The 25,637-nt window shown below is 72.1% G+C and carries 3 pseudogenes; all 3 read left to right on the top strand.

Annotated features, from left to right (window positions below):
* Positions 1–13,153 (top strand): annotated as a pseudogene (locus IG74_RS46905) (SDR family NAD(P)-dependent oxidoreductase); the annotation flags it as partial.
* A gap of 45 nt (positions 13,154–13,198) precedes the next feature.
* Positions 13,199–22,377 (top strand): annotated as a pseudogene (locus IG74_RS48445) (SDR family NAD(P)-dependent oxidoreductase).
* Between the two features lie 51 nt (positions 22,378–22,428).
* Positions 22,429–25,637, top strand: a pseudogene (locus IG74_RS54910) (type I polyketide synthase); the annotation flags it as partial.

The following is a 25,637-nucleotide window of genomic DNA, read 5'->3' as shown; positions in this document are numbered from 1 at the left end:
GCTCTGGACGAGGTGTGCGCGCACCTGGACGTCGTACTGGACCGTCCGCTGAAGGACGTGATGTTCGCGGCCGAGGGTGGCGCGGACGCCGAGCTGCTGAACCGGACGGCGTTCACGCAGCCCGCGCTGTTCGCCATCGAGGTGGCGCTGTTCCGGCTCCTGGAGCACTGGGGTGTCACCCCGGACGTGCTCATCGGCCACTCCATCGGTGAGATCGCTGCCGCGCATGTGGCCGGAGTGTTCTCCCTTGAGGACGCGTGCACGCTGGTGGCCGCCCGTGGCCGGTTGATGCAGGCGCTGCCGGAGGGCGGCGCGATGGTGGCCGTCCAGGCGTCCGAGGAGGAGGTCTCCGGATCGCTTGCCGGTCGTGAGGCCGAGGTGAGCATCGCGGCCGTCAACGGCCCGACGGCCGTGGTCATCGCCGGTGACGAGGCCGTCGTACTGGAGATCGCCGGTCAGTGGTCGGAGCAGGGGCGCAAGACGAGCCGCCTGCGGGTCAGTCACGCCTTCCACTCGCCCCGCATGGACGCCATGCTGGACGACTTCCGTGCGGTCGCGCGGACGCTCGCCTACAACAGCCCGTCCGTCGCGTTCATCTCGAACGTCACGGGTGAGCAGGCGGGTGCCGACGAGGTGTGCTCGCCGGAGTACTGGGTGCGGCATGTGCGGGAGACCGTCCGCTTCCTGAACGGGGTGCGGGCCCTCGAAGCGCAGGGCGTCACCGCGTACGTCGAGGTGGGCCCCGACGGCGTGCTGTCGGCAATGGCCCAGGACTGCCTGACCCAACCGGCCGACGACATCGCGGCCGAGGACACACCAGCCCCCCTGTTGGTGCCGGTGCTGCGCAAGGACCGCCCCGAGACGCAAGCACTCGTCGCGGCCCTCGCCGAGATCCACGTCCACGGCGAAACCGTCGACTGGCGGGCCTTCTTCGCCGGACGCGGCGCCCGCCGCGTGGACCTTCCCACCTACGCGTTCCAGCACCAGCGCTACTGGCTGGAGGCCGGTACCTCGGCGGGCGACGCCGCGGCCTTCGGCCTCGACCCCGCCGACCACCCGCTGCTCGGCGGAGCCGTCCCCCTCGCGGGCGCCGACGGCCTGTTGTTCACCGGAACTCTCTCGCTGCACGCCCAGCCCTGGCTGGCGGACCACGTTCTGCGCGGCGAGGCGGTCCTGGCGACCACGGCCCTCGTCGAACTGGCCATTCGCGCCGGTGACGAGGTCGGCCTCGGTCATGTGGAAGAGCTCGTCATCCAGGCGCCGCTGGCTCTCCCCCGAGGAGGCGGCGTCCAGATCCAGCTCGTCCTCGGCGAGGAGGACGAGACCGGCACCCGTTCGCTGGAGATGTACTCACGAGTGGCCGAACCCGTGGGCGAGGAAGCGGACGAGGACGCGGACGACTGGATCTGCCACGCCAGTGGTGTGCTCGCCCCGGAGCCGGACGACGCCACGACCGCCGAGGCGGCGGCGGGCTTCGCCGCATGGCCCCCGCCCGGCGCCGAGCGCGTCGAGGTGGACGGCCTGTACGAGCTTCTCGCCGGCGACGGCCTCGTCTACGGCCCCTCGTTCCGGGGCCTGCGCGCGGTGTGGCAGCGCGACGACGAGGTGTTCGCCGAGGTCAGCCTCGCTGAGGAGGCCGTCGTGGACGCCCAGCGGTTCGGGCTGCACCCCGCCCTTCTGGACGCGGCACTGCAGCCGCTCGGCCTCGGCGTGCTGGACGGGGTGGGGCGCGGACGCATGCTGTTCAGCCTCGCCGGGATATCGCTGTACGCGTCCGGTGCCTCCGCGCTGCGCGTCAGGCTCGCCCGTACGGGTCCGGAGACCCTCTCCCTGACCGCGGTCGACGGAGCCGGGGAAACCGTGGTCTCCGCCGACACGCTGACCCTGCGCCAGGTCGCCCCGGAGCAGCCGGAGGTCACCCCGGCGACGGACACGGCGGAGGCGGCCGAGGAGACTCTGCCCGAGCCCGCCGCCGCCTCGCCCGAGGCAGCCGTCGTACCCCCTGCCGAGATCTCCGTGGGGGAGACCTCCTCCGCCAAGCCTTCGCGCCGCCGTAAGACCGCGCGGCGCTCCGCCAAGCGGGGCGGACCGGACTCCGGGCCGCTCGCCGCGCTGCGGGAGCGGCTGGCCGGGCTCTCCGAGCCCGAGCAGGACCGGATGCTGCTCGATGTGATCCGTACGCACGTCGCGGCCGTGCTCGGACACGCCTCGGCCGACGCGGTCCAGGGCTCGCAGGCCTTCAAGGACCTCGGCTTCAGCTCGCTGACCGCCGTCGAGTTCCGCAACCGGGTGAGCAAGGCCATCGGCCTGCGGCTCCCGGCGACGGCCGTGTTCGACTACCCGACCCCCGCCGAACTCGCCAAGTTCACCCGTGCCGAGGTTCTCGGTGTGCTGACCGGAGCGGTGCAGCCGGTGCCGGTCCCGGTGGCGGGCAACGACGATCCGATCGTGATCGTGGGAATGAGCTGCCGCTATCCCGGCGAGGTGGCCACCCCGGAGGACCTGTGGAACCTGGTCGCCGAAGGCCGGGACGGCATCTCTCCCTTCCCGACCGATCGTGGCTGGGACGTGGAGAACCTCTACGACCCGGACCCGGACGAGCCGGGCAAGTGCTACACGCAGGAAGGCGGCTTCCTGCACGGCGCCAGCCGGTTCGACCCGGCGTTCTTCGGGATCTCGCCGCGTGAGGCGCTCTCGATGGACCCGCAGCACCGACTGCTCCTTGAGACCTCGTGGGAGGCGCTGGAGCGGGCCGGTATCGACCCGGTCTCCGCGAAGGGCAGCCAGACCGGTGTCTACGCGGGCGTGACCTACCAGGACTACGGCGGTGTCCTCGCCGGATCCCAGGACAACGTCGAGGGCTACATCGGCACCGGCGTCTCGCCCAGCGTGCTCTCCGGCCGCATCTCCTACACCCTGGGCCTCGAAGGGCCCGCGGTGACGGTGGACACGGCGTGTTCGTCGTCGCTGGTCGCCCTGCACCTCGCATGGCAGGCGCTGCGCCAGGGCGAGTGCGACCTGGCGCTCGCCGGCGGTGTGACGGTGATGTCCACACCGATGTCGCTGATCGAGTTCAGCCGCCAGCGAGCGCTCGCCTCCGACGGCCGCAGCAAGCCGTTCTCGGCCGCCGCGGACGGCGCCAGCTGGGCCGAGGGCGTCGGCATGCTCGTCCTCGAACGGCTCTCGGACGCCCGCCGCAACGGACATCCCATCCTCGCCGTGGTGCGGGGAAGTGCGGTGAACCAGGACGGCGCGTCCAACGGTCTCACGGCTCCCAACGGCCCCTCGCAGCAGCGGGTCATCCGGCAGGCACTGGCGAACGCCCGCCTTTCGGCCGCCGAGGTCGACGCGGTGGAGGCGCACGGTACGGGCACGTCGCTGGGCGACCCGATCGAGGCGCAGGCACTGCTTGCCACCTACGGCCAGGAGCGCCCCGAGGGCCAGCCGCTGTGGCTGGGCGCCATCAAGTCCAACATCGGTCACTCGCAGGCCGCCGCCGGTGTCGGTGGCGTCATCAAGATGGTCATGGCGATGCGGCACGGCGTACTGCCGAAGTCGCTGCACATCGACGAGCCTTCGCCGATGGTGGACTGGACGGCCGGCGACGTCGAGCTGCTGGCCGAGGCCAGGCCGTGGCCGGAGACGGGGCATCCGCGTCGCGCGGGTGTGTCGGCGTTCGGTATGAGCGGCACCAATGTGCACACCATCCTGGAGCAGGCTCCCGAGGCCGAAGCGGTCGAGGAGGCCGAGGAGGCCGAGCCCGTCGGAACCGGGGCCGTCGACGGTCCGGTGGCGTGGGTCGTGTCCGGCAAGAGCAGCGACGCGCTGCGCGACCAGGCCGACAGGCTGCGGACGTTCGTGGCCGAGCACCCCGAGCTGAGCGCCGCCGGGGTTTGACCGGGTGGATGTGGTGCAGCCGGTGTTGTTCGCGGTGATGGTGTCGTTGGCGCGGTTGTGGCGTTCGGTGGGTGTGGAGCCGGACGCGGTGATGGGCCACAGCCAGGGCGAGATCGCGGCCGCGTGTGTGGCGGGTGCGCTGTCGCTGGAGGATGCCGCGAAGGTGGTGACCCTGCGCTCGCAGGCCATTGCGGTCGGCCTTGCGGGTCGTGGTGGGATGGTGTCGGTCGGGCTTCCGGTCGACCAGGCGCAGGAGCGTATCGCCGCCTGGGACGGTGCGATATCCGTCGCGGCGGTCAATGGCCCGGGTTCGGTTGTAGTGTCCGGTGATGCGGGTGCGCTGGATGAGATGGTCGCGCAGCTGGAGGGTGAGGAGGTCCGGGTTCGCCGGGTTCCGGTGGATTACGCCTCGCATTCCGCGCATGTGGAGGAGATTCGCGAGGAGTTGCTGAGGGTTCTGGCGGACCTGAAGCCGCGTACGTCCGAGGTGCCGTTCTACTCGACGGTGTCCGGTGAGCTGGTGGACACGGTCGGGCTGGACGCGGAGTACTGGTACCGCAATCTGCGCCAGACCGTGGAGCTGGAGGCCACTACCCGCACCCTGCTCGGCAGTGGGCACGGCGTGTTCATCGAGGTCAGCCCGCACCCGGTGCTGACCCTGCCGGTGCAGCAGACGGTGGAGGCCGCCGAGGCGCAGGCCGTGGTCATCGGGACCCTTCGCCGCGACGAGGGCGGTCTGGAGCGGTTCCTGACCTCCGCCGCCGAGCTTCACGTCAATGGGGCCACGGTCGACTGGCGGAAGGTGTTCGCCGGACACGGCGGTCGGCAGGTCGACCTGCCGACGTACGCCTTCCAGCGGCAGCGGTACTGGCCGCAGCCGGGCGAGGACGGCGGGTTCGGCAACGGCCCCGTCTCCGAGGCCGACTCTGTGGACGCCCGGTTCTGGGAGGCCGTCGAGCGCGAGGACCTCGAAGGGCTCGCGCAGACGCTGGAGCTCGACGGGGAGGCCCCGCTGAGCGCGGTGCTGCCCGCCCTGTCGTCGTACCGGCGAGGCAGGCGTGACCGGTCCACGGTCGACAACTGGCGCTACCGGATCAACTGGAAGCCCCTCATCGACCAGCCGTCGTCCGGCTCCGGGCAGGAGCAGGGCGCCCCGATCACCGGTACCTGGATGGTCGTCGTCCCGCCGGTCGACGCCGCCCGTGAACTGGCGGAGCGCATCGCACGGGACGTGGAGCGCCACGGTGCCCGCATGGTGCGGGTCGACCTGGACGAGACGGAGCCGGAGCGGTCCTCGCTGGCCGGACTCCTGCGGGCCGCGGCCCCCGGCACGTCCGCCACGGACGGCTCCGAGCAGGACGGGACGCTCGCGATCGACGGAGTGCTCTCCCTGCTCGCGCTCGACGAGGAGGCGCTCGCCGGACACCCGGGCGTTCCGCGCGGCTTCGCCGGCACGGTGGCCCTGGTCCAGGCGCTCGCCGACATCGACATCGATGTGCCGCTGTGGCTCGCCACCACCGGTGCCGTGTCCGTGGGCCGCTCCGACCGGGTCGGCAGCGTCAAGCAGTCCCTGGTGTGGGGTCTGGGCCGGGTGGTCGGCCTGGAGTACGCACAGCGCTGGGGCGGTCTCGTCGACCTCCCCGAGTCGCCGGACGCGCTCGACGAGCGGGCCCTGAACCGTCTGGTCGGCCTGATCGGGCGGTCCGGCGACGAGGACCAGGTGGCGGTGCGCGCCTCCGGGGTCTTCGCGCGGAGGCTGGTCCGGGCGCCCTTGGGCGACGCCCGGCCGGCCCGCGCCTGGCAGCCTCGTGGCAGCGTTCTGATCACCGGTGGTACGGGTGCCCTCGGTGGCCGTCTCGCCCGCTGGCTGGCCCGTGGCGGCGCCGAGCACCTGGTGCTCACCAGCCGCCGCGGCCCGGACGCCCCCGGCGCGGCCGAGTTGAGGGACGAACTGACCGCCCTGGGCGTGCGGGTCACCGTCGCCGCCTGTGACGCCGCCGACCGTGACGCGCTGCGGGAGCTCCTCGACGGGCTGCCCGCGGAGTACCCGCTGACCGGGGTGGTGCACGCGGCCGGTGTGCTGGACGACGGCCTCGTCGACACCCTCACCGTCCCCAGGACGCAGGGGGTCTTCCGGCCCAAGGTGGACGCCGTGGTGAACCTCCACGAGCTGACCCAGGACCTGGACCTGTCCGCGTTCATCCTCTTCTCCTCCTACGCCGGAACCGTCGGTGGTGCCGGTCAGGGCAGCTACGCCGCCGCGAACGCCTTCCTCGACGCCCTGGCGCAGCAGCGCCGGGCCCAGGGCCTTGCCGCGACCTCGGTGGCGTGGGGCGCCTGGGGCGGCGGTGGTCTGGTCGACGACGCCACCGCGGCCCAGCTGAAGCGGCGCGGTATGCCGCCGCTGGTGCCCGAACTGGCCGTCGAGGCCCTTCAGCAGGCGCTCGACCACGACGAGGTGGACATCACCGTCGCCGATGTGGACTGGGAGCGCTACGCCCCCGGGTTCGCCTCGGCCCGGCCGCGTCCGCTGCTCGACGAGCTGCCGGAGGTGCGGCGGGCCCTGGAGGAGGCGGAGGCCGAGCTGGGCGCGGCCCTCTCCGGTCTTGCCGTACGCCTCGAAGGGCTGTCGGCCGCCGAGCGCGAGGTGGAGGTCCTCGACCTCGTCAGGACCCACGCCGCCGAGGTGATCGGTTACCCGAACGCCGACGCGGTGGAGCCGGAGCGGGCCTTCAGGGACATCGGGTTCGACTCCCTGACCGCCGTGGAGCTGCGCAACGGGCTCAGCGCGGCGGCCGGTGTGAACCTTCCGGTCACCATGGCCTTCGACTACCCGACGCCCACGGCGCTCGCCCGGTTCATCCTCGGCGAGGTGCTGGGCACCGCGCCCGCGCCGGCCGATGAGCCGCCGGTGGTGACGGGCACGGTCGTGGACGACGACCCGATCGCGATCGTGTCGATGAGCTGCCGCTTCCCCGGCGGGGTGCGCACTCCGGAGGACCTGTGGCGACTGGTCTCCGAGGGCAGCGACGTGATCAGCGCCTACCCGACCAACCGCGGCTGGGACCTGGACGACCTGTACGACCCGGACCCGGAGAACACGGGCACCAGCTACGCCAGCGGCGGCGGCTTCGTCTACGACGCCGATGAATTCGACCCGGCGTTCTTCGGGATAGCCCCCCGCGAGGCGCTGACCATCGACCCGCAGCAGCGGCTGCTCCTCGAGACGTCCTGGGAGGCGATCGAGCGGGCGGGCATCGACCCCATGTCGCTCAAGGGAAGCCGGACCGGTGTCTTCGCGGGAAGCAACGGCCAGGACTACATCGGCCTGCTGCTGACCGCCCCGGGCGGCCCCGACGGCTACCTCGGAACCGGTAACGCGGGCAGCGTGGTGTCGGGCCGTGTCGCCTACACCTTCGGCCTCGAAGGACCGGCCGTCACGGTGGACACGGCATGCTCCTCGTCCCTGGTGGCACTGCACATGGCCGTGCAGTCGCTGCGCCAGGGGGAGTGCTCCATGGCGCTGGCCGGCGGTGTCACGATCATGTCAACGCCGGGCTCGTTCGTGGACTTCAGCCGCCAGAAGGGGCTGTCGTCGGACGGGCGCTGCAAGGCGTTCGCGGCATCGGCCGACGGCACGGGCTGGGGCGAGGGCGTCGGCGTGCTGCTGCTGGAGCGGCTGTCCGACGCGCGGCGCAACGGCCACCCGGTCATGGCGATCGTGCGCGGCTCCGCCGTCAACCAGGACGGCGCCAGCAATGGCCTGACGGCGCCCAACGGGCCGTCGCAGCAGCGGGTGATCCGGCAGGCACTGGCAGGCGCCGGTCTCGCCGCCCACCAGGTGCACGCGGTCGAGGCGCACGGCACCGGCACCCGGCTGGGTGACCCGATCGAGGCGCAGGCGCTGCTGGCCACGTACGGCCAGGGACGGCCCGAGGACCAGCCGCTGTGGCTGGGCTCGATCAAGTCGAACATCGGGCACACGCAGGCTGCGGCCGGTGTCGCGGGAATCATCAAGATGGTGATGGCCATGCGTGAGGGCGTGCTGCCGAAGACGCTCCACGCGGAGGAGCCCTCGCCGCACATCGACTGGACCAGTGGCGCGGTGTCGCTGCTGAACGAGGCGACCGCGTGGCCGGAGAACGGCGAACCGCGACGGGCGGGCATCTCCTCGTTCGGCATCAGCGGTACCAACGCCCACACCATCATCGAGCAGGCACCGGAGCCCGAGGAGCCGGAGGCGGCGGTGGCGCGGGTCGTCACGGACGGTCTCACGGACGACCTCACGGCCGGTTCGCGGACGCTCCCCTGGACGGTCACCGGCAAGGGCGCCGAGGCGCTGCGCGCCCAGGCGCGCAGCCTGCGTGACCATCTGGCGGACCACCCCGAGCTCGACCTGGACGACGTGGGCTACTCGCTCGCGGCCTCCCGGTCGGTCTTCGACCACCGTGCCGTCCTCCTGAACGGCGACCGGGACGCGCTGCTGAGCGGTCTCGACGCCATCGCCTCGGGCGCCACGGCCCCCGGAGTCGTCCAGGGATCGGTGGGCACGGCCGGCAGGACGGCCTTCCTGTTCTCGGGTCAGGGCGCGCAACGCCTGGGCATGGGACGGGAGTTGTACGAGACGTACCCGGTGTTCGCCCAGGCCCTTGACGAGGTGTGCGCGTATCTCGACGTGCTGCTCGACCGTCCGCTGCGGGACGTGATGTTCGCCGACGAGAACAGTGCCGACGCCGAACTGCTGAACCAGACGGCGTTCACGCAGCCCGCGCTGTTCGCCATCGAAGTGGCGCTGTTCCGGCTGCTTGAGCACTGGGGCGTCACCGCCGATGTGCTCATCGGCCACTCGGTGGGAGAGGTCGCCGCGGCCCATGTGGCCGGGGTGCTCTCGATGGAGGACGCGTGCACGCTGATCGCGGCGCGCGGCCGGCTGATGCAGGCGCTGCCGGAGGGCGGCGCGATGGTGGCCGTCCAGGCGTCGGAGGAGGAGATCGCTCCGTCGCTGATCGGCCGTGAGGCCGAGGTGAGTGTCGCCGCCGTCAACGGCCCGACGGCCGTGGTCATCGCCGGTGACGAGGCCGCCGTACTGGAGATCGCCGAGGACTGGGCCGAACAGGGACGCAAGACCCGTCGGCTGCGGGTCAGCCACGCCTTCCACTCGCCCCGTATGGACGCGATGCTGGACGACTTCCGCGAGGTCGTCGAAGGGCTGGCCTTCCAGGCACCGTCGATCTCCCTGGTCTCCAACCTCACGGGAGCGTCGGCGGGCGCGGAGCAGGTGTGCTCGCCGGAGTACTGGGTGCGCCACGTCCGCGAGGCCGTGCGCTTCGCCGACGGCGTACGGGCGTTGGAGAAGCTCGGGGTGACCTCGTTCCTGGAGGTGGGTCCCGACGGTGTGCTCACCGCGATGGCGCAGGACTGCCTGACGGCCGACGAGGCCGGAGGCGCGCGCACCCTCGTCCCCGCACTGCGCAAGAACCGCCCGGAGGTCCAGTCGCTGACCACGGCGCTGGCCGAACTCCACGTCCACGGCACCACCGTGAACTGGTCGACGGCGTTCGCCGGACACGACGTACGGCGGGTGGAGCTGCCCACCTACGCGTTCCAGCGGCAGCGCTACTGGCCGAAGGCGGGCGGCCCCATGACCGGGGACGTCGCCTCCGTCGGACTCAGCTCCCCCAACCACCCGCTGCTGGGTGCCGGGGTCGAACTCGCGGGCAGCGACGGATTCCTGTTCACCAGCAGGCTGTCGGTGCAGAGCCAGCCCTGGCTGGCCGACCACGCGATCGCGGGCGCGGCCCTGTTCCCGGGGACCGGATTCCTCGAACTGGCCATCCGCGCGGCCGACCAAGTCGGCTGCGGCCGGGTCGAGGAGGTCACCCTGGCCACCCCGATGGTCCTGCCCGAGAACGAACAGGTCCAGGTGCAGCTGTGGGTGGATGACGCGGACGAGACGGGCCACCGCTCGATCGGCCTCTACTCCCGCCCGGCCGACGCGTCCTCGGGCGAGCCGTGGACGCAGCACGCGGCCGGTGCGCTGGCCCCGGCCGGCCCCGAGCCGTCGTTCGACCTGGGCGTTTGGCCCCCGGCGGACGCGGAAGCGCTGGACATCAGCGACTTCTACGAGCGCTTCGCCGCCTCCGGCTTCGCCTACGGCCCGGTGTTCCAGGGCCTGCGGGCCGCCTGGCGCGCAGGCGACGACGTCTACGTCGAGGTCAGCCTCGGCGAGGAGCACGCGTCGCTGGCGGCCGACTTCGGCCTCCACCCGGCGCTCCTTGACGCCGCCGTGCAGGCGGTGACCTTCGTCGCCCTGGAGGACGTCGGGCTCTCCCGGCTCCCGTTCTCCTGGAGCGGGGTGTCGCTCCACGCCGGTGGCGCGTCCACGCTGCGGGTGCGCCTCACCCAGCTGGGGCCCGACTCCATCTCCCTCGCGGTGGCCGACGGAACCGGCCGCCCCGTGGCATCGATCGAGTCCCTCGTGCTGCGCCCGGTATCCGTGGACCACATCGACACGGCCAGGACGTCGGCGTTCCGCGACTCGCTGTTCACGCTGGACTGGACCCCCGTGCCGGCCGTCTCCCCGGCGGACGCGGCCACGGCCACCTGGGCCGTGGTGGGCACCGACCACTACGGACTGGCCGCCGGTGCGATCGCCGGAGCCCAGGTGACCGCCTACGCCGATCTCGACGCCCTGGGTGCCGCGATCGACGACGGCGCCGCCGCCCCGGAGGCCGTGCTGGTCTCCTACGCGCCGGGCCTCGACGACGAGGCGGCGCAGGGCAGGCCCAAGAGCAAGGCCAAGAGCAGGGCGAAGGGCAAGGGCAAGGCCAAGCGGGGCTCGGAGCCCGTGGACGCCATCCACGCGGTGACGCACCACACGCTCGGCATGATCCAGGGCTGGCTCGGCGACCGCCGGTTCGATTCCTCCCGGCTGGTCTTCGTGACCTCGGGCGCCATGGCACCCGAGGACCGCGACGAGACCCCGGACCTGATCCACGCCCCGCTGTGGGGCATGGTGCGGTCCGCGCAGTCGGAGAACCCGAACTGCTTCGTCCTGGTCGACCTCGACGAGGACGAGGCGTCCAAGGCGGTACTGCCCGCGGTGCTCGCCACCGACGAGCCGCAGGCCGTGGTCCGCGAGGGCACGGTGCTCGGCCAGCGCATGGCCCGGGTCTCCTCGGGCACCGCGCTGCTGCCGCCCGCCGGGGTGCGGGACTGGCGCCTTGACATGCACGCCAAGGGGACCCTGGAGAACCTGGCGCTGCTGCCCAGCCCCGACGCCACGGAGGAACTCGGCGCGACCGAGATCAGGGTGGCGCTGCGCGCCGCGGGCCTGAACTTCCGCGATGTGCTCAACGCCCTGGGGATGTACCCCGGGGAGGCCGGGCCGCTCGGCGGTGAGGGTGCCGGTGTGGTGACCGAGGTCGGCTCCGCGGTGAAGGACCTCGTCCCTGGTGACAAGGTGATGGGCATCTTCAGCGGGTCGTTCGGCCCGTTCGCCATCACCGACCGGCGCGTTGTCGCCCGGGTCCCGGAGAGCTGGACGTTCGAGCAGGCGGCCTCCACCCCGATCGTGTTCCTGACGGCCTACTACGCCATGGTGGACCTGGCCGGCCTGAAGGCGGGTCAGTCGGTCCTTGTGCACTCCGCCGCAGGCGGTGTGGGCATGGCCACGCTCCAGCTCGCACGGCACCTCGGGGCCGAGGTCTTCGGTACCGCGAGCGAGGGCAAGTGGGACACCCTGCGGTCGCTGGGCCTGGACGACGCGCACATCGCGTCGTCCCGGACGCTGGACTTCGAGAAGCGCTTCCTCGAAGCGACCGGCGGGCGCGGCATGGACGTGGTGCTCGACTCGCTGGCACGGGAGTTCGTGGACGCGGGCCTGCGGCTGCTGCCGAACGGCGGCCGGTTCCTGGAGATGGGCAAGACCGACATCCGGATTCCGGAAGAGGTGGCCGCCGAGTACACCGGTGTCTCCTACCAGGCGTTCGACCTGATCGAGGCGGGACCCGACCGCATCAACGAGATGTGGAACGACCTGATCTCGCTGTTCGAGGAAGGGGTACTGCGACCGCTGCCGGTGCGCACCTGGGACGTCCGCAGGGCACCCGACGCCTTCCGCTTCCTCAGCCAGGCACGCCACACCGGCAAGGTGGCGCTGACGATGCCGAGGCCGCTGGACGGCCGTGGCACGGTGCTGATCTCGTTGACGCCGGAGCGGGTGGACAGGGTGTTGCGTCCGAAGGTGGACGCGGCGCTGCACCTGCACGAGCTGACCCGCGACCTCGACCTCTCCGCGTTCATCCTGTTCTCCTCCGTCTCCGGAACCTTCGGCGGCGCGGGCCAGGCCAACTACGCGGCGGGCAACGCCTTCATGGACGCCCTCGCCCAGCACCGCAGGGCCGCGGGCCTCGCGGCGGCCTCCCTCGTATGGGGGCCGTGGACGCAGGACGGCGGCATGACCACCGAACTGGCCGACGCCGACGTCACCCGGATGAGCAGGACCGGCATGGTCGCCCTCACCCCCGAGGCCGGGCTCGCGCTGTTCGACACGACCCGCGATCTCGACGGTGCCGTCCTGGTGCCCATGACGATGGACTTGTCCTCGGTGGGCGAGCCGGTACCCGCGCTCCTGCGCGGACTGGTGCGCGCACCCGCGCGCCGGACCGCGGAGTCGGCGGCCACGAGCACCACGGCCGATCCGGCTGCCGCGCTCAAGCAGCACCTGGCCGGGAAGTCCGAGACGGAGCGCGAGCGCATCCTGGTGGACCTGGTGTGCGACCAGGTGGCCGTCGTCCTCGGCTACGCGTCGGGGCAGGCGATCGAACCCGGACACGCCTTCAAGGACCTGGGCTTCGACTCCCTGTCGGCCGTCGAGCTGCGCAACCGGCTCAACGCGATCACCGGAACGCGGCTGCCGGCGACCCTGGTGTTCGACTACCCGACGCCGGCGTCGCTCGCACGGTTCCTGTGCGAGGAGGTCACCCCCGCCGACGGGCCCACGACCGAGCCCGTCTTCGGCGAACTCGACCGCCTTGAAGCCACCCTGTCGGCGCTCGGATCCGACAGCGAGACGCACGCCCAGGTCATGGCGCGGCTCCAAGGGCTGGTGGCGAAGTGGTCCGCGGGCGGTACCGGCCAGGTGTCCGGCGCCGTGACAGCGGCGGACGACGACCTGGACGACGGCAGCGAGATCGAATCGGCCACCGCCGACGAGATCTTCAAACTCATCGATGACGAATTCGGAATGTCCTGACGTGGCGAGCTGGAACTCACAGAGTGTTTCAAGGGGCTGGGGATAGTGGCGGAAGACGAAAAACTCCTTGACTACCTCAAGAAGGTGACGGCTGACCTGCGTCAGGCTCGTCGGCGACTTCGACAGGTGGAGGAGCGGGACCGGGAACCCATCGCCATCGTGGCGATGAGCTGCCGGTACCCCGGAGGCGTGCAGACTCCGGAGGAGCTGTGGCGGCTCGTCGCCGAGGGCGGCGACGGCATCACCGAGTTCCCGCCCGACCGGGGCTGGGACGTCGACGGCTTCTTCGACCCCGACGCGGAGCGGTCCGGGACCTTCTCCGTCCGCGAGGGCGGATTCCTGGACACCCCCGGCGACTTCGACCCCGGCTTCTTCTCCATGAGCCCGCGGGAGGCACTCGCCACCGACCCGCAGCAGCGGCTGCTGCTTGAGACCGCGTGGGAGGCGTTCGAGCGCGCCGGGATCGACCCGGCGTCGGTGCGGGGCAGCCGAGGCGGTGTGTTCGTCGGCGCTTCGTCCTCCGGCTACGGCGCCGGAGTGAGCGAGATGCCCGAAGGCGTCGAGGGGCTGCTGCTCGCGGGCAACGCCACCTCCGTGGTGTCCGGCCGGGTGGCCTACACCCTGGGCCTGGAAGGGCCCGCCGTGACGGTGGACACCGCGTGCTCGTCGTCGCTGGTCGCCCTGCACCTGGCCTGCCAGGCGCTCCGCCAGGAGGAGTGCTCGCTGGCCCTGGCGGGCGGCGTCGCGGTCATGTTCACCCCCAGCATGTTCGTGGAGTTCAGCCGGCAGGGCGGGCTCGCTCCCGACGGCCGGTGCAAGGCGTTCGGCGCGGGCGCCGACGGCACCGGCTGGGCCGAGGGCGTGGGCCTGCTCCTCCTGGAGCGGCTCTCCGACGCCCGCCGCAACGGCCACCCCGTGCTGGCCGTCGTACGGGGCAGTGCGGTGAACCAGGACGGCGCGAGCAACGGTCTTACGGCTCCCAACGGCCCCTCGCAGCGCCGCGTGATCCGCCAGGCACTGAAGAACGCGGGCCTGACACCGGCCGACGTGGACGCGGTGGAGGCGCACGGTACGGGCACCGCGCTGGGTGACCCGATCGAGGCGCAGGCGCTGCTTGCCACCTACGGCCAGGAGCGCCCCGAGGGCCAGCCGCTGTGGCTGGGCTCGCTGAAGTCCAACATCGGCCACTCCCAGGCCGCCGCCGGTGTCGGTGGGGTCATCAAGATGGTGATGGCCATGCGCGAGGGTGTGCTGCCCAAGACCCTCCACGCGGACGAGCCGTCAACCCAGGTGGACTGGTCCGAGGGCGACATCCGGCTGCTCACCGAGGCCACCGCCTGGCCCGAGACCGAGCAGCCCCGGCGGGCGGGTGTGTCCTCGTTCGGCATCAGCGGGACGAACGCGCACGCGATCCTGGAGCAGGCCCCGGAAGCCGAGGAGGCGGCGGAGCCCGAGGCCGAGGCCGTCGACGGTCCGGTGGCCTGGGTGGTGTCCGGCCGCAGCGCGGCCCCGCGGATGTGGCGTTGTCGTTGGTGTCGTCGCGTTCGGTGTTCGAGCACCGTGGGGTGGTGACGGGTGCCGGCCGTGAGGAGCTTCTGGCGCGGTTGGACGCGTTGGCCGGGGATGAGGTGGCCTCGGGTGTGACGCGTGGCGTGGCCGATGTGCGTGGCCGTTCGGTGTTTGTGTTCCCGGGTCAGGGGGCGCAGTGGGTGGGTATGGCGGTGGGGCTTCTGGAGTCCTCGCCGGTGTTCGCGGAGGCGATCGGTGAGTGTGAGTCGGCCCTGTCGGCGTATGTCGACTGGTCGTTGACGGACGTTCTGCGCGGCGCCGAGGGTGCGCCTGGTTTTGGCCGGGTGGATGTGGTGCAGCCGGTGTTGTTCGCGGTGATGGTGTCGTTGGCGCGGTTGTGGCGTTCGGTGGGTGTGGAGCCGGACGCGGTGATGGGTCACAGCCAGGGTGAGATCGCGGCCGCGTGTGTGGCGGGTGCGCTGTCGCTGGAGGATGCCGCGAAGGTGGTGACCCTGCGCTCGCAGGCGATCGCCGCCGGTCTTGCGGGCCGGGGTGGCATGGTCTCGGTCGGGCTTCCGGTCGACCAGGCCAGGGAGCGTATCGCCGCCTGGGACGGTGCGATATCCGTCGCGGCGGTGAACGGCCCGGGTTCGGTTGTGGTGTCCGGTGACGCGGGTGCACTGGATGAGATGGTCGCGCAGCTGGAGGGTGAGGAGATCCGGGTCCGCCGGGTTCCGGTGGATTACGCCTCGCATTCCGCGCATGTGGAGGAGATCCGCGAGGAGCTGCTGAAGGTCCTGGCGGACCTGAAGCCCCGCACGTCCGAAGTGCCTTTCTATTCAACGGTGTCCGGTGAGCTGGTGGACACGGTCGGGCTGGACGCGGAGTACTGGTACCGGAATCTGCGGCAGACGGTGGAGCTGGGGTGCAGCAGACGGTGGAGGCCGCTGAGGCGCAGGCCGTGGTCATCGGGACCCTTCGCCGCGACGAGGGCGGTCTGGAGCGGTTCCTGACCTCCGCCGCCGAGGTGTTCGCGCGTGGCGTCAAGGTCGGCTGGGCCGTCACTCTGGAGGGCCGTGGTGGTCGGCGGGTCGAGCTGCCGACGTACGCCTTCCAGCGCGAGCGCTACTGGCTCGACGGATTCGGCCTGCTGCCCGGTGGAGGCGTGGCCGACGGCACCGGCTCCGTCGACGAGCGGTTCTGGGACGCGGTACAGCGCCAGGACCTGGAGTCGCTGGCGGGGACGCTGGCGGTCGACAGCGAGGCGCCGCTGAGCGCCGTGCTGCCTGCCCTGTCCGCGTACCACCGCAACAACCGCGACCGTTCCACGATCGACGGCTGGCGTTACCGGGTCTCGTGGAAGCCTGTCTCCGAGGTCGCCGACGGCTCGCTGTCGGGGACGTGGCTCGTGGTGGTTCCGGCGTCCCGCGCCGAGGACGAACTGGTCTCGGGCGTGGTCGCCGGGCTCGAACGGCATGGCGCGAGTGTCGTCCCGGTCGTCGTGGACGAGCGGGACCTCGACGCGGACGTGCTGGCGGAGCGGCTGCGCGTGGTGGCCGCCGAGGCGCCCGAGCTGGGCGGTGTGCTGTCGCTGCTCGCCCTGGACGAGGAGCCCTGCCCGGGGTATCCGGCGCTGTCGGGCGGCTATGCGCTGACCCTGGTGCTGGTGCGGGCCATGGTCGGGGCCGACCTTCCGGCCCGGCTGTGGTGCGGTACGCGCGGCGCCGTCTCGGTGGGCCGTTCCGACCGGCTCACCAGCCCGGCGCAGGCGATGGTCTGGGCGCTGGGCCGGGTGGCCGGTCTGGAACTCCCGCCGCTGTGGGGCGGTCTGGTCGATCTGCCCGAGACGCTGGACCGGCGCGGTGCGGAACGGCTGGCCGGTGTGCTGTCCGTCGAGGGCGGCGAGGACCAGGTCGCGGTGCGCGGCTCCGGTGTCTTCGTACGCCGTCTGGCGCGCTCGGCTGCGACCGTCGGCGAGGAGACCTCGTGGCGGGCGCGCGGCACCGTGCTGGTGACCGGTGGCACGGGCGGGCTCGGCGGGCAGGTGGCCCGCTGGCTGGTCCGTAGTGGCGCCGAGCACCTGGTGCTGACCAGCCGCCGCGGTCTCGACGCCGAAGGCGCCGCCGAGCTGAAGGCGGAGCTGGAGGGCATGGGCGCCGAGGTGACGGTGGCCGCGTGCGACGCCGCCGACCGCGACGCGCTCGCCGCCGTCCTGGACGCCGTACCGGAGCACCGGCCGCTCACCGCGGTGGTGCACGCGGCGGGTGTCACGCTCGCGGCCTCCCTGCTGGAGACGGAGCTCGCCGACGCGGCGACGGTCGTGTCCGGCAAGGTGGCGGGCGCCGTCAACCTGGACGAGCTGCTCGGCGACCGTGAACTCGACGCGTTCGTGGTCTTCTCCTCCATCTCCGGTGTGTGGGGCGGTGGCAGCCAGGGCGTCTACGGCTCCGGAAACGCCTTCCTGGACGCGCTGGTCGAGCAGCGCCGTGCGCGGGGTCTCGCGGGCACCGCCGTCTCCTGGGGCCCCTGGGCCGAGGACGGCATGGCCACCCGGGGCGACGCGGGGGAGCAGCTGGCGCGGCGCGGACTGCCCGCGATGGCGCCCCAGTTGGCGATCGCCGCGCTGGAACGCGCGGTGGCCGGTGACGACGGTGTGGTCACGGTCGTCGACGTGGACTGGGAGCGGTTCGCGCCCTCGTTCACCGCGGTCCGGCCCAGCCCGTTCCTGAGCGATCTCGACGAGGTCCTGGCGCTGGAGACGAAGGGCGGCGACGGCGAGAGCGCCGACGCCGCCGGGGCCCAGTTGCGTGAACGGCTGAAGCCGCTCACCGAGGGCGAGCGGGACCGGGCGCTGCTCGATCTGGTGCGCAGGCACGCCGCCGCCGTACTCGGCTATTCCTCCGCCGAACTGGTCGAGCCGAACCGGGCCTTCCGCGACCTGGGCTTCGACTCGCTGACCGCGGTCGACCTGCGCAACCGGCTGGCCGCCGAGACCGGTCTCGGCCTCCCCGCCACGCTGGTCTTCGACTACCCCAGCGCCGGCGTGCTCGCGGCGCAGCTGCGCACCGAGGTACTGGGCACCGCGTCCACGGCGCCGACCACCGGCCCCGGGAGCCCCGCGGGCTCCGGCGCGGACGACGAGCCCATCGCGATCGTCTCCATGAGCTGCCGCCTGCCCGGTGGGGTGCGGAGCCCGGAGGACCTGTGGCAGCTGATCGACGGCGGCGGTGACGCCATCTCGTCGTTCCCGTCGGACCGCGGCTGGGACCTGTCGGGCATGTACGACCCCGACCCGGACCGGCCGGGCACGTTCTACGCCCGGGAAGGCGGATTCCTCTACGACGCGGGCGAGTTCGACCCCGGCTTCTTCGGGATCTCGCCCCGCGAGGCCCTGGCGACCGACCCGCAGCAGCGCCTGCTCCTGGAGACCTCCTGGGAGGCGTTCGAGCGGGCGGGCATCAACCCCGCATCGGTGCGGGGCAGCCAGACCGGTGTGTTCGTCGGCTTCTCGGGCTCCGGATACGGCACCAACCTGGAGACGGTGCCCGAGGACGTCGAGGGCCATCTGCTGACCGGCAACGCCGGCAGCGTCGTCTCCGGCCGTCTCGCCTACACCTACGGCCTGGAAGGCCCCGCCATCACGGTGGACACCGCCTGCTCCTCGTCGCTGGTGGCCCTGCATCTGGCCTGCCAGTCGCTGCGGCAGGGCGAGTGCGACATGGCGCTGGTCGGCGGTGTGGCGGTGATGGCCACTCCGATGGCGTTCGTCGAGTTCAGCCGGCAGGGCGGGCTCGCGCCCGACGGCCGCTGCAAGCCGTTCGCGGCGGCGGCGGACGGTACAACGGGCCGTCGCAGCAGCGGGTGATCCGGCAGGCGCTTGCCAGCGCCGGACTGTCCGCCGCCGAGGTCGACGCGGTCGAGGCGCACGGCACGGGTACGACGCTGGGTGACCCGATCGAGGCGCAGGCGCTGCTGGCCACGTACGGCCAGGAGCGGCCGGAGGGCCTCCCGCTGCTCCTGGGCGCGCTGAAGTCGAACATCGGCCACACCCAGGCCGCGTCCGGACTCGCCGGTGTCATCAAGATGGTCATGGCGATGCGGCACGGCGTCCTGCCGAAGACGCTGCACGTGGACGAGCCGTCGACGCAGGTGGATTGGTCGGCGGGTGAGGTGCGGCTGCTGACGGAGGCCACCGCGTGGCCCGAGACCGGCCAGCCGCGCCGGGCCGGTGTCTCCGCCTTCGGCGTGAGCGGCACCAACGCGCACGCCATCATCGAGCAGGCCCCCTCGGACACCGAGGACACCCGACCGGCCGAGGTGGTGTCTCCCGACGACCGCGGCACGGCGCCCTGGACGCTCTCCGCCCGGAGCGCGGACGGGCTGCGGGCCCAGGCCCGGCGGCTGCGGGCACAGCTGACCGCACGTCCGGAGCTGAGCCTGAAGGACGTTGGCTACTCCCTGGTCGCCACCCGTTCGGTGTTCGGTTGTACGAGGCGTTCCCGGTGTTCGCTCAGGCTCTGGACGAGGTGTGCGCGCACCTGGACGTCGTACTGGACCGTCCGCTGAAGGACGTGATGTTCGCCGCGGAGGGCAGCGCGGACGCCGAGCTGCTGGACCGGACGGCGTTCACGCAGCCCGCGCTCTTCGCCATCGAGGTGGCGTTGTTCCGGCTGCTGTCCGCGTGGGGTGTGGCGCCGGATGTGGTGATGGGTCACTCCATCGGTGAGATCGCCGCCGCGCATGTGGCGGGGGTGTTCTCGCTTCAGGACGCGTGCACGCTGGTCGCCGCCCGTGGCCGGTTGATGCAGGCCCTGCCCGAGGGCGGCGCGATGGTCGCCATCGAGGCGTCCGAGGAGGAGATCGCTCCGTCGCTGATCGGCCGTGAGGCCGAGGTGAGCGTCGCTGCGGTCAACGGTCCGACGGCCGTGGTCATCGCCGGTGACGAGGCGCCGGTGCTGGAGATCGCCGGACAGTGGGCGGAGCAGGGCCGCAAGACCCGTCGGCTGCGGGTCAGCCACGCCTTCCACTCACCCCGCATGGACGCGATGCTGGACGACTTCCGCAAGGTCGTCGCGGGGCTGTCGTTCGCCCCGCCCGCCATCGCCCTGGTGTCCAATGTGACGGGCAAGTCGGCGGGCACCGACGAGGTGTGTTCGCCGGAGTACTGGGTGCGCCATGTGCGGGAGGCCGTGCGCTTCCTGGACGGGCTGCGCTCCCTGGAGAACGCGGGCGTGACCAGGTTCTTCGAGGTCGGCCCCGACGGTGTGCTCGCGGCGATGGCACGGGAGTGCCTGACGGCGGCGGAGACGTCGGCCCCCGTCGTGGTGCCCGCGCTGCGCAAGGACCGCGCCGAGGCCCAGGCGCTGACGACGGCGCTGGCCGAACTCCACGTCCACGGCGCCACCGTCGACTGGGAGGCCCTGTTCGCCGGCCAGGACGTCCGGCGGGTCGAGCTGCCGACGTACGCGTTCCAGCGTCAGCGCTACTGGCTGGACGCCCCCGAGGGCGGTGCCTCCGACCCCTCCGACCCCTCCGCCTCCGTGGACTCGGTCGACTCCCGGTTCTGGGACGCGGTCGAGCGCGAGGACCTGGAGGCGCTGACCACCGCGCTGCACGTGGACGGAAACGCCTCGCTGACCGAGGTGCTCCCCGCCCTGTCGTCGTACCGCAAGGGCCACCGCGAGCGGTCCACCGTGGACGGCTGGCGCTACCAGATCGCGTGGAACGCGGTGTCCGAGCTCTCGGAGCGGGCGCTGACCGGCACCTGGATGGTCATGGTTCCCCAGCCGTACGCCGACGACGCACTGGTCACCTCCGCGGTGAGCGTGCTCGAACGGCAGGGCGCGGACGTGGCGCGGATCGTGCTCGACGGTGCGGCGGACATCGACCGCGCGGCGGTCGCCGAGCAGCTGCGCACCGCGGTCGAAGGCGCGTCCGACGGGGCCGTCAGCGGGGTGCTCTCCCTGCTGGCCCTGGATGAGGACCCCTGCGCCGGGCACACGGTGGTGCCGCGAGGGCTCGCGCTGAACCTCGTCGCGCTGCAGGCACTCGTGGACGCCGGTGTCGAGGCCCCGCTGTGGGTGGCGACCCGGGGTGCCGTGTCGGTGACCGGGTCCGACACTCTGCGCAGCGCCGCGCAGGCGCAGATCTGGGGCCTCGGCCGGGTCGCCGGACTGGAGCACCCCAAGCTCTGGGGCGGTCTGGTGGACCTCCCGGAGACGCTGGACGAGCGGGCCGCGAACCGGCTGTCCGGTGTGCTGGGCGGCGGTGCGGGCGAGTTCGAGGACCAGGTGGCGGTGCGCACGTCCGGCGTGTTCACCCGGCGCCTGGTGCGGGCCGCCGCGCCGCGGACCACGGCCCGGCCGTGGAGCGCGCGTGGCTCGGTCCTTGTGACCGGCGGCACCGGGGGAGTGGGCAGCCAGGTGGCCCGGTGGCTGGCGGGCGCCGGCGCCGAGCACCTGGTGCTGACCAGCCGCCGCGGCCCGGAAGCCGACGGCGCGGCCGCGCTGCGCGACGAACTCACCGCCCTGGGCGCCGAGGTGACCATCGCGGCCTGTGACACCGCCGACCGCGACGCCCTGGCCGCCGTACTGGCCGCCATCCCCGAGCGGTATCCGCTGAACGCCGTCGTGCACGCGGCGGGCGTCCTGGACGACGGCGTCCTGGACTCGATGTCGGTGGAGCGGGTGGCGGGCGTGCTGCGCCCCAAGGTGGACGGGGCCCGCCATCTGCACGAGCTCACCCAGGGTCTCGACCTGTCCGCGTTCGTGCTGTTCTCCTCGCTCGCCGGGGCGATCGGCGGTGCAGGGCAGGGCAGTTACGCGGCGGCCAACGCCTACCTCGACGCCCTGGCGCAGCAGCGCCGGGCCCAGGGTCTCGCCGCCACCTCGGTGGCCTGGGGCCCGTGGGCCGAGGGCGGCATGGCGGTCGATGGGGCGCTGGAGGACCGGCTGCGGCGCGGCGGCATGGCCGCGATGACGCCGGACCTTGCGGTCATGGCACTCCAGCAGGCCCTTGACCTCCAGGAGACGCACCTGGCCGTCGCCGACCTCGACTGGGAGCGGTTCGTCCCGTCCTACACCGCCGTACGGCCCAGCAGGCTGCTGGACGAGATGCCCGAGGCGCGGCGGATCCTGGAGGCCGCGACCGCGGGCGGTACCACCGCGCAGTTCGAGAGCGGTGGTTCGGAACTGCGTGAGCGGCTCGCCGGGCTGCCGGAGGCGGAGCAGGAGCGAGCGCTGCTCGACCTGGTCACCACCCAGGTGGCCGTCGTACTCGGCTTCCCGTCGGTGGAGTCGGTCGAGCCCCAGCGGGCCTTCCGGGAACTCGGCTTCGACTCGCTGACCGCCGTCGAACTGCGGAACCGGCTCGACGCGGCGACGGGCCTGCGCCTGCCCGCGACGATCGTCTTCGACCACCCGACACCCGTGGCGCTCGCCCGGCGACTGCGTACCGACGTCGTCGAGGACGGGGTCTCGGCGGCCACACCGATCCTCGGTGAGCTGGACCGGATCGAAGCGGCGATGGCCACGATCTCCGCCGACGACGTGGACCGGCCGAGGATCACGACGCGTCTGCAGGCGCTCCTCCTGAAGTGGGGAGAGGCGGAGCAGGATGCGCGCAACTCCGGCAAGAAGGCTGTTTCGGACAAGATCCAGTCGGCGACGTCGGACGAGATCTTCGACTTCATCGACAAGGAGCTCGGTCTCTCCTGAGCTGGCGCGGTTGGTTCCCGAGGGTCGTTCCTTACTACTTCCATGGGTGACATAACAATGAACGAAGAGAAGCTTCTCGACTATCTCAAGCGGGTGACCGCGGATCTCCAGCAGACACGCCAGCGCCTGCTCGAGGCCGAGTCGGCCGACCAGGAACCGATCGCGATCGTCGCCATGAGCTGCCGGTTCCCCGGCGGGGTGAGCTCTCCCGAAGACCTGTGGCGCTTGGTCGCGGACGGTACCGACGCGATCGCGGAATTCCCCATGGACCGGGGCTGGGACATCGACGCCCTCTACGACGAGGACCCGGACCGTCCCGGCACCAGCTATACGACCGAGGGCGGTTTCCTGGAGAACGCCGACCGGTTCGACCCGGCGTTCTTCGGGATCTCCCCGCGCGAGGCGCTGTCGATGGACCCCCAGCAGCGGCTGCTCCTTGAGACGTCCTGGGAGGCGTGCGAGCGCGCGGGCATCGACCCGATGTCCCTGCGGGGCAGCAGGACCGGTGTGTTCGTCGGCACCAACGGCCAGGACTACTCCATGCTCACGCTCGGCGCGGCCGAGAGCCTGGAGGATGTCGAGGGCCACTCGGGCACCGGCAACGCGGCGAGCATCGTCTCCGGCCGGATCTCCTACACCATGGGCCTGGAGGGCCCCGCGCTCTCCGTGGACACGGCCTGTTCGTCGTCCCTCGTGGCCCTGCACCTCGCCGTTCAGGCGCTGCGCCAGCGTGAGTGCACGCTCGCGCTGGCCGGTGGTGTCACGGTGATGTCCACCCCGTCGGCGTTCGTCCAGTTCAGCCGGCAGCGCGGCCTTGCCGCGGACGGCCGGTGCAAGCCGTTCGGTGCCGCGGCCGACGGCACGGGCTGGGGCGAGGGCGTCGGCATGCTGCTCGTAGAGCGGCTGTCCGACGCCCAGCGCAACGGCCACCAGGTGCTGGGCGTCGTCCGGGGCTCGGCCATCAACCAGGACGGCGCGTCCAACGGCCTGACGGCGCCCAACGGCATCTCGCAGCAGCGCGTCATCCGGCAGGCGCTGACCAGCGCCCGCCTGTCGGCCGCCGAGGTCGACGCGGTCGAGGCGCACGGTACGGGTACCACCCTGGGTGACCCGATCGAGGCGCAGGCGCTGATGGCCACGTACGGGCAGGACCGGCCCGCGGACCAGCCGCTGTGGCTGGGCGGCATCAAGTCCAACATCGGTCACACGCAGGCCGCCGCCGGTGTCGCGGGTGTCATCAAGATGGTGATGGCCATGCGCGCGGGCGTGCTTCCCAAGACGCTCCACGCGGACGAGCCCTCGCCGCACATCGACTGGACCGGCGGCGCCGTCTCCCTGCTGAACGACTCGATCCCGTGGCCGGACCGGGAGCACCCGCGGCGCGCCGCGGTGTCCTCGTTCGGCATGAGCGGCACCAATGTGCACACCATCCTGGAGCAGGCTCCCGAGGCCGAAGCGGCCGAGGAGGCCGAGCCCGTCGGAACCGGGGCCGTCGACGGTCCGGTGGCGTGGCCGGTGTCGGGCCGTGGTGCGGAGGCGCTGCAGGAGCAGGCCGGGCGGCTGCGTGAATTCCTCGTGGAACGCCCGGAGTTGAACGTGGCGGAGGTGGCTCTCTCGCTGGCCACGACCCGGTCCGCCTTCGAGCACCGGGCCGTGGTGACCGGAGCCGACCGCGAGGCACTCCTCCAGGGCCTTGCGGCGATCGCCGAGGACACCGTCACGTCGACGTCGAACGGAGTGGTACGCGGGAGGACCGGCGACGCCGGCCGTTCGGTGTTCGTGTTCCCGGGTCAGGGGGCGCAGTGGGTGGGTATGGCGGTGGGGCTTCTGGAGTCCTCGCCGGTGTTCGCGGAGGCGATCGGTGAGTGTGAGACGGCCCTGTCGGCGTATGTCGACTGGTCGTTGACGGACGTTCTGCGCGGCGCCGAGGGCGCTCCCGGGTTTGACCGGGTGGATGTGGTGCAGCCGGTGTTGTTCGCGGTGATGGTGTCGTTGGCGCGGTTGTGGCGATCGGTGGGTGTCGAGCCGGACGCGGTGATGGGCCACAGCCAGGGCGAGATCGCCGCCGCGTGTGTGGCGGGTGCGCTCTCGCTGGAGGACGCCGCGAAGGTGGTGACCCTGCGCTCGCAGGCGATCGCCGTCGGTCTTGCGGGTCGTGGTGGGATGGTGTCGGTCGGGCTTCCGGTCGACCAGGCCCGGGAGCGTATCGCCGCTTGGGGCGGTGCGATATCCGTTGCCGCGGTGAACGGCCCGGGTTCGGTTGTGGTGTCCGGTGACGCGGGTGCGCTGGATGAGATGGTCGCGCAGCTGGAGGGTGAGGAGATCCGTGTTCGCCGGGTTCCGGTGGATTACGCCTCGCATTCCGCGCATGTGGAGGAGATCCGCGAGGAGCTGCTGAGGGTCTTGGCGGACCTGAAGCCCCGTACCTCCGAAGTGCCTTTCTATTCAACGGTGTCCGGTGAGCTGGTGGACACGGTCGGGCTGGACGCGGAGTACTGGTACCGGAATCTGCGCCAGACGGTCGAGCTGGAGGCCACCACCCGCACCCTGCTCGACGACGGACACACCGTGTTCATCGAGGCGAGCCCGCACCCGGTGCTGACCCTGCCGGTGCAGCAGACGGTGGAGGCCGCTCAGACGCAGGCCGTGGTCGTGGGTACGCTGCGCCGCGACGAGGGCGGTCTGGAGCGGTTCCTGACCTCCGCCGCCGAGGTGTTCGTGCGTGGTGTCACGGTCGACTGGACCGCCCTGATCGGGGGCCGTAGTGCCCACCGAGTGGACCTGCCGACGTACGCCTTCCAGCGTCAGCGGTACTGGCTGGACGTGTCGGGAGGGCGAGGAGGCGGAGTCGTCGTTGACGGCGTTGCTTCCGGCGCTGTCGTCGTGGCGTCGTCAGCGGCGTGAGCAGAACACGGTGGACAGCTGGCGCTACAAGGTCGTCTGGAAGCCCCTGGCGTCCGCCACCGACGCGGCCCTCTCGGGTACCTGGCTCGTCGTCCTTCCCGCGTCGCACGCCGATGACGCCCTCGTGTCCGCCACGGTGACCGGCCTTGAGGCGAACGGGGCCGCTGTCGTCCGCGTGGTCCTGGACGCCTCGGGCACCGACCGTGAGGTGGTCGCGGAGCGGCTGCGTGGGGCGCTCGACGGGGCTGGGGTGGAGTCGTCGGGTGTGGCGGGTGTGTTCTCGCTGGTGGCGCTGGACGAGTCGGGGCATGGGGTCTTCGGGGGTGTTCCTGCTGGGTTTGCCGCGTTGGTGGGGC

The organism is Streptomyces sp. NRRL B-1347 (assembly GCF_000720325.1).
Taxonomy (GTDB): domain Bacteria; phylum Actinomycetota; class Actinomycetes; order Streptomycetales; family Streptomycetaceae; genus Streptomyces.
The sequence above is the reverse complement of the archived record's forward strand: the minus strand, read 5'-3'. Positions and strand labels throughout refer to the sequence as shown.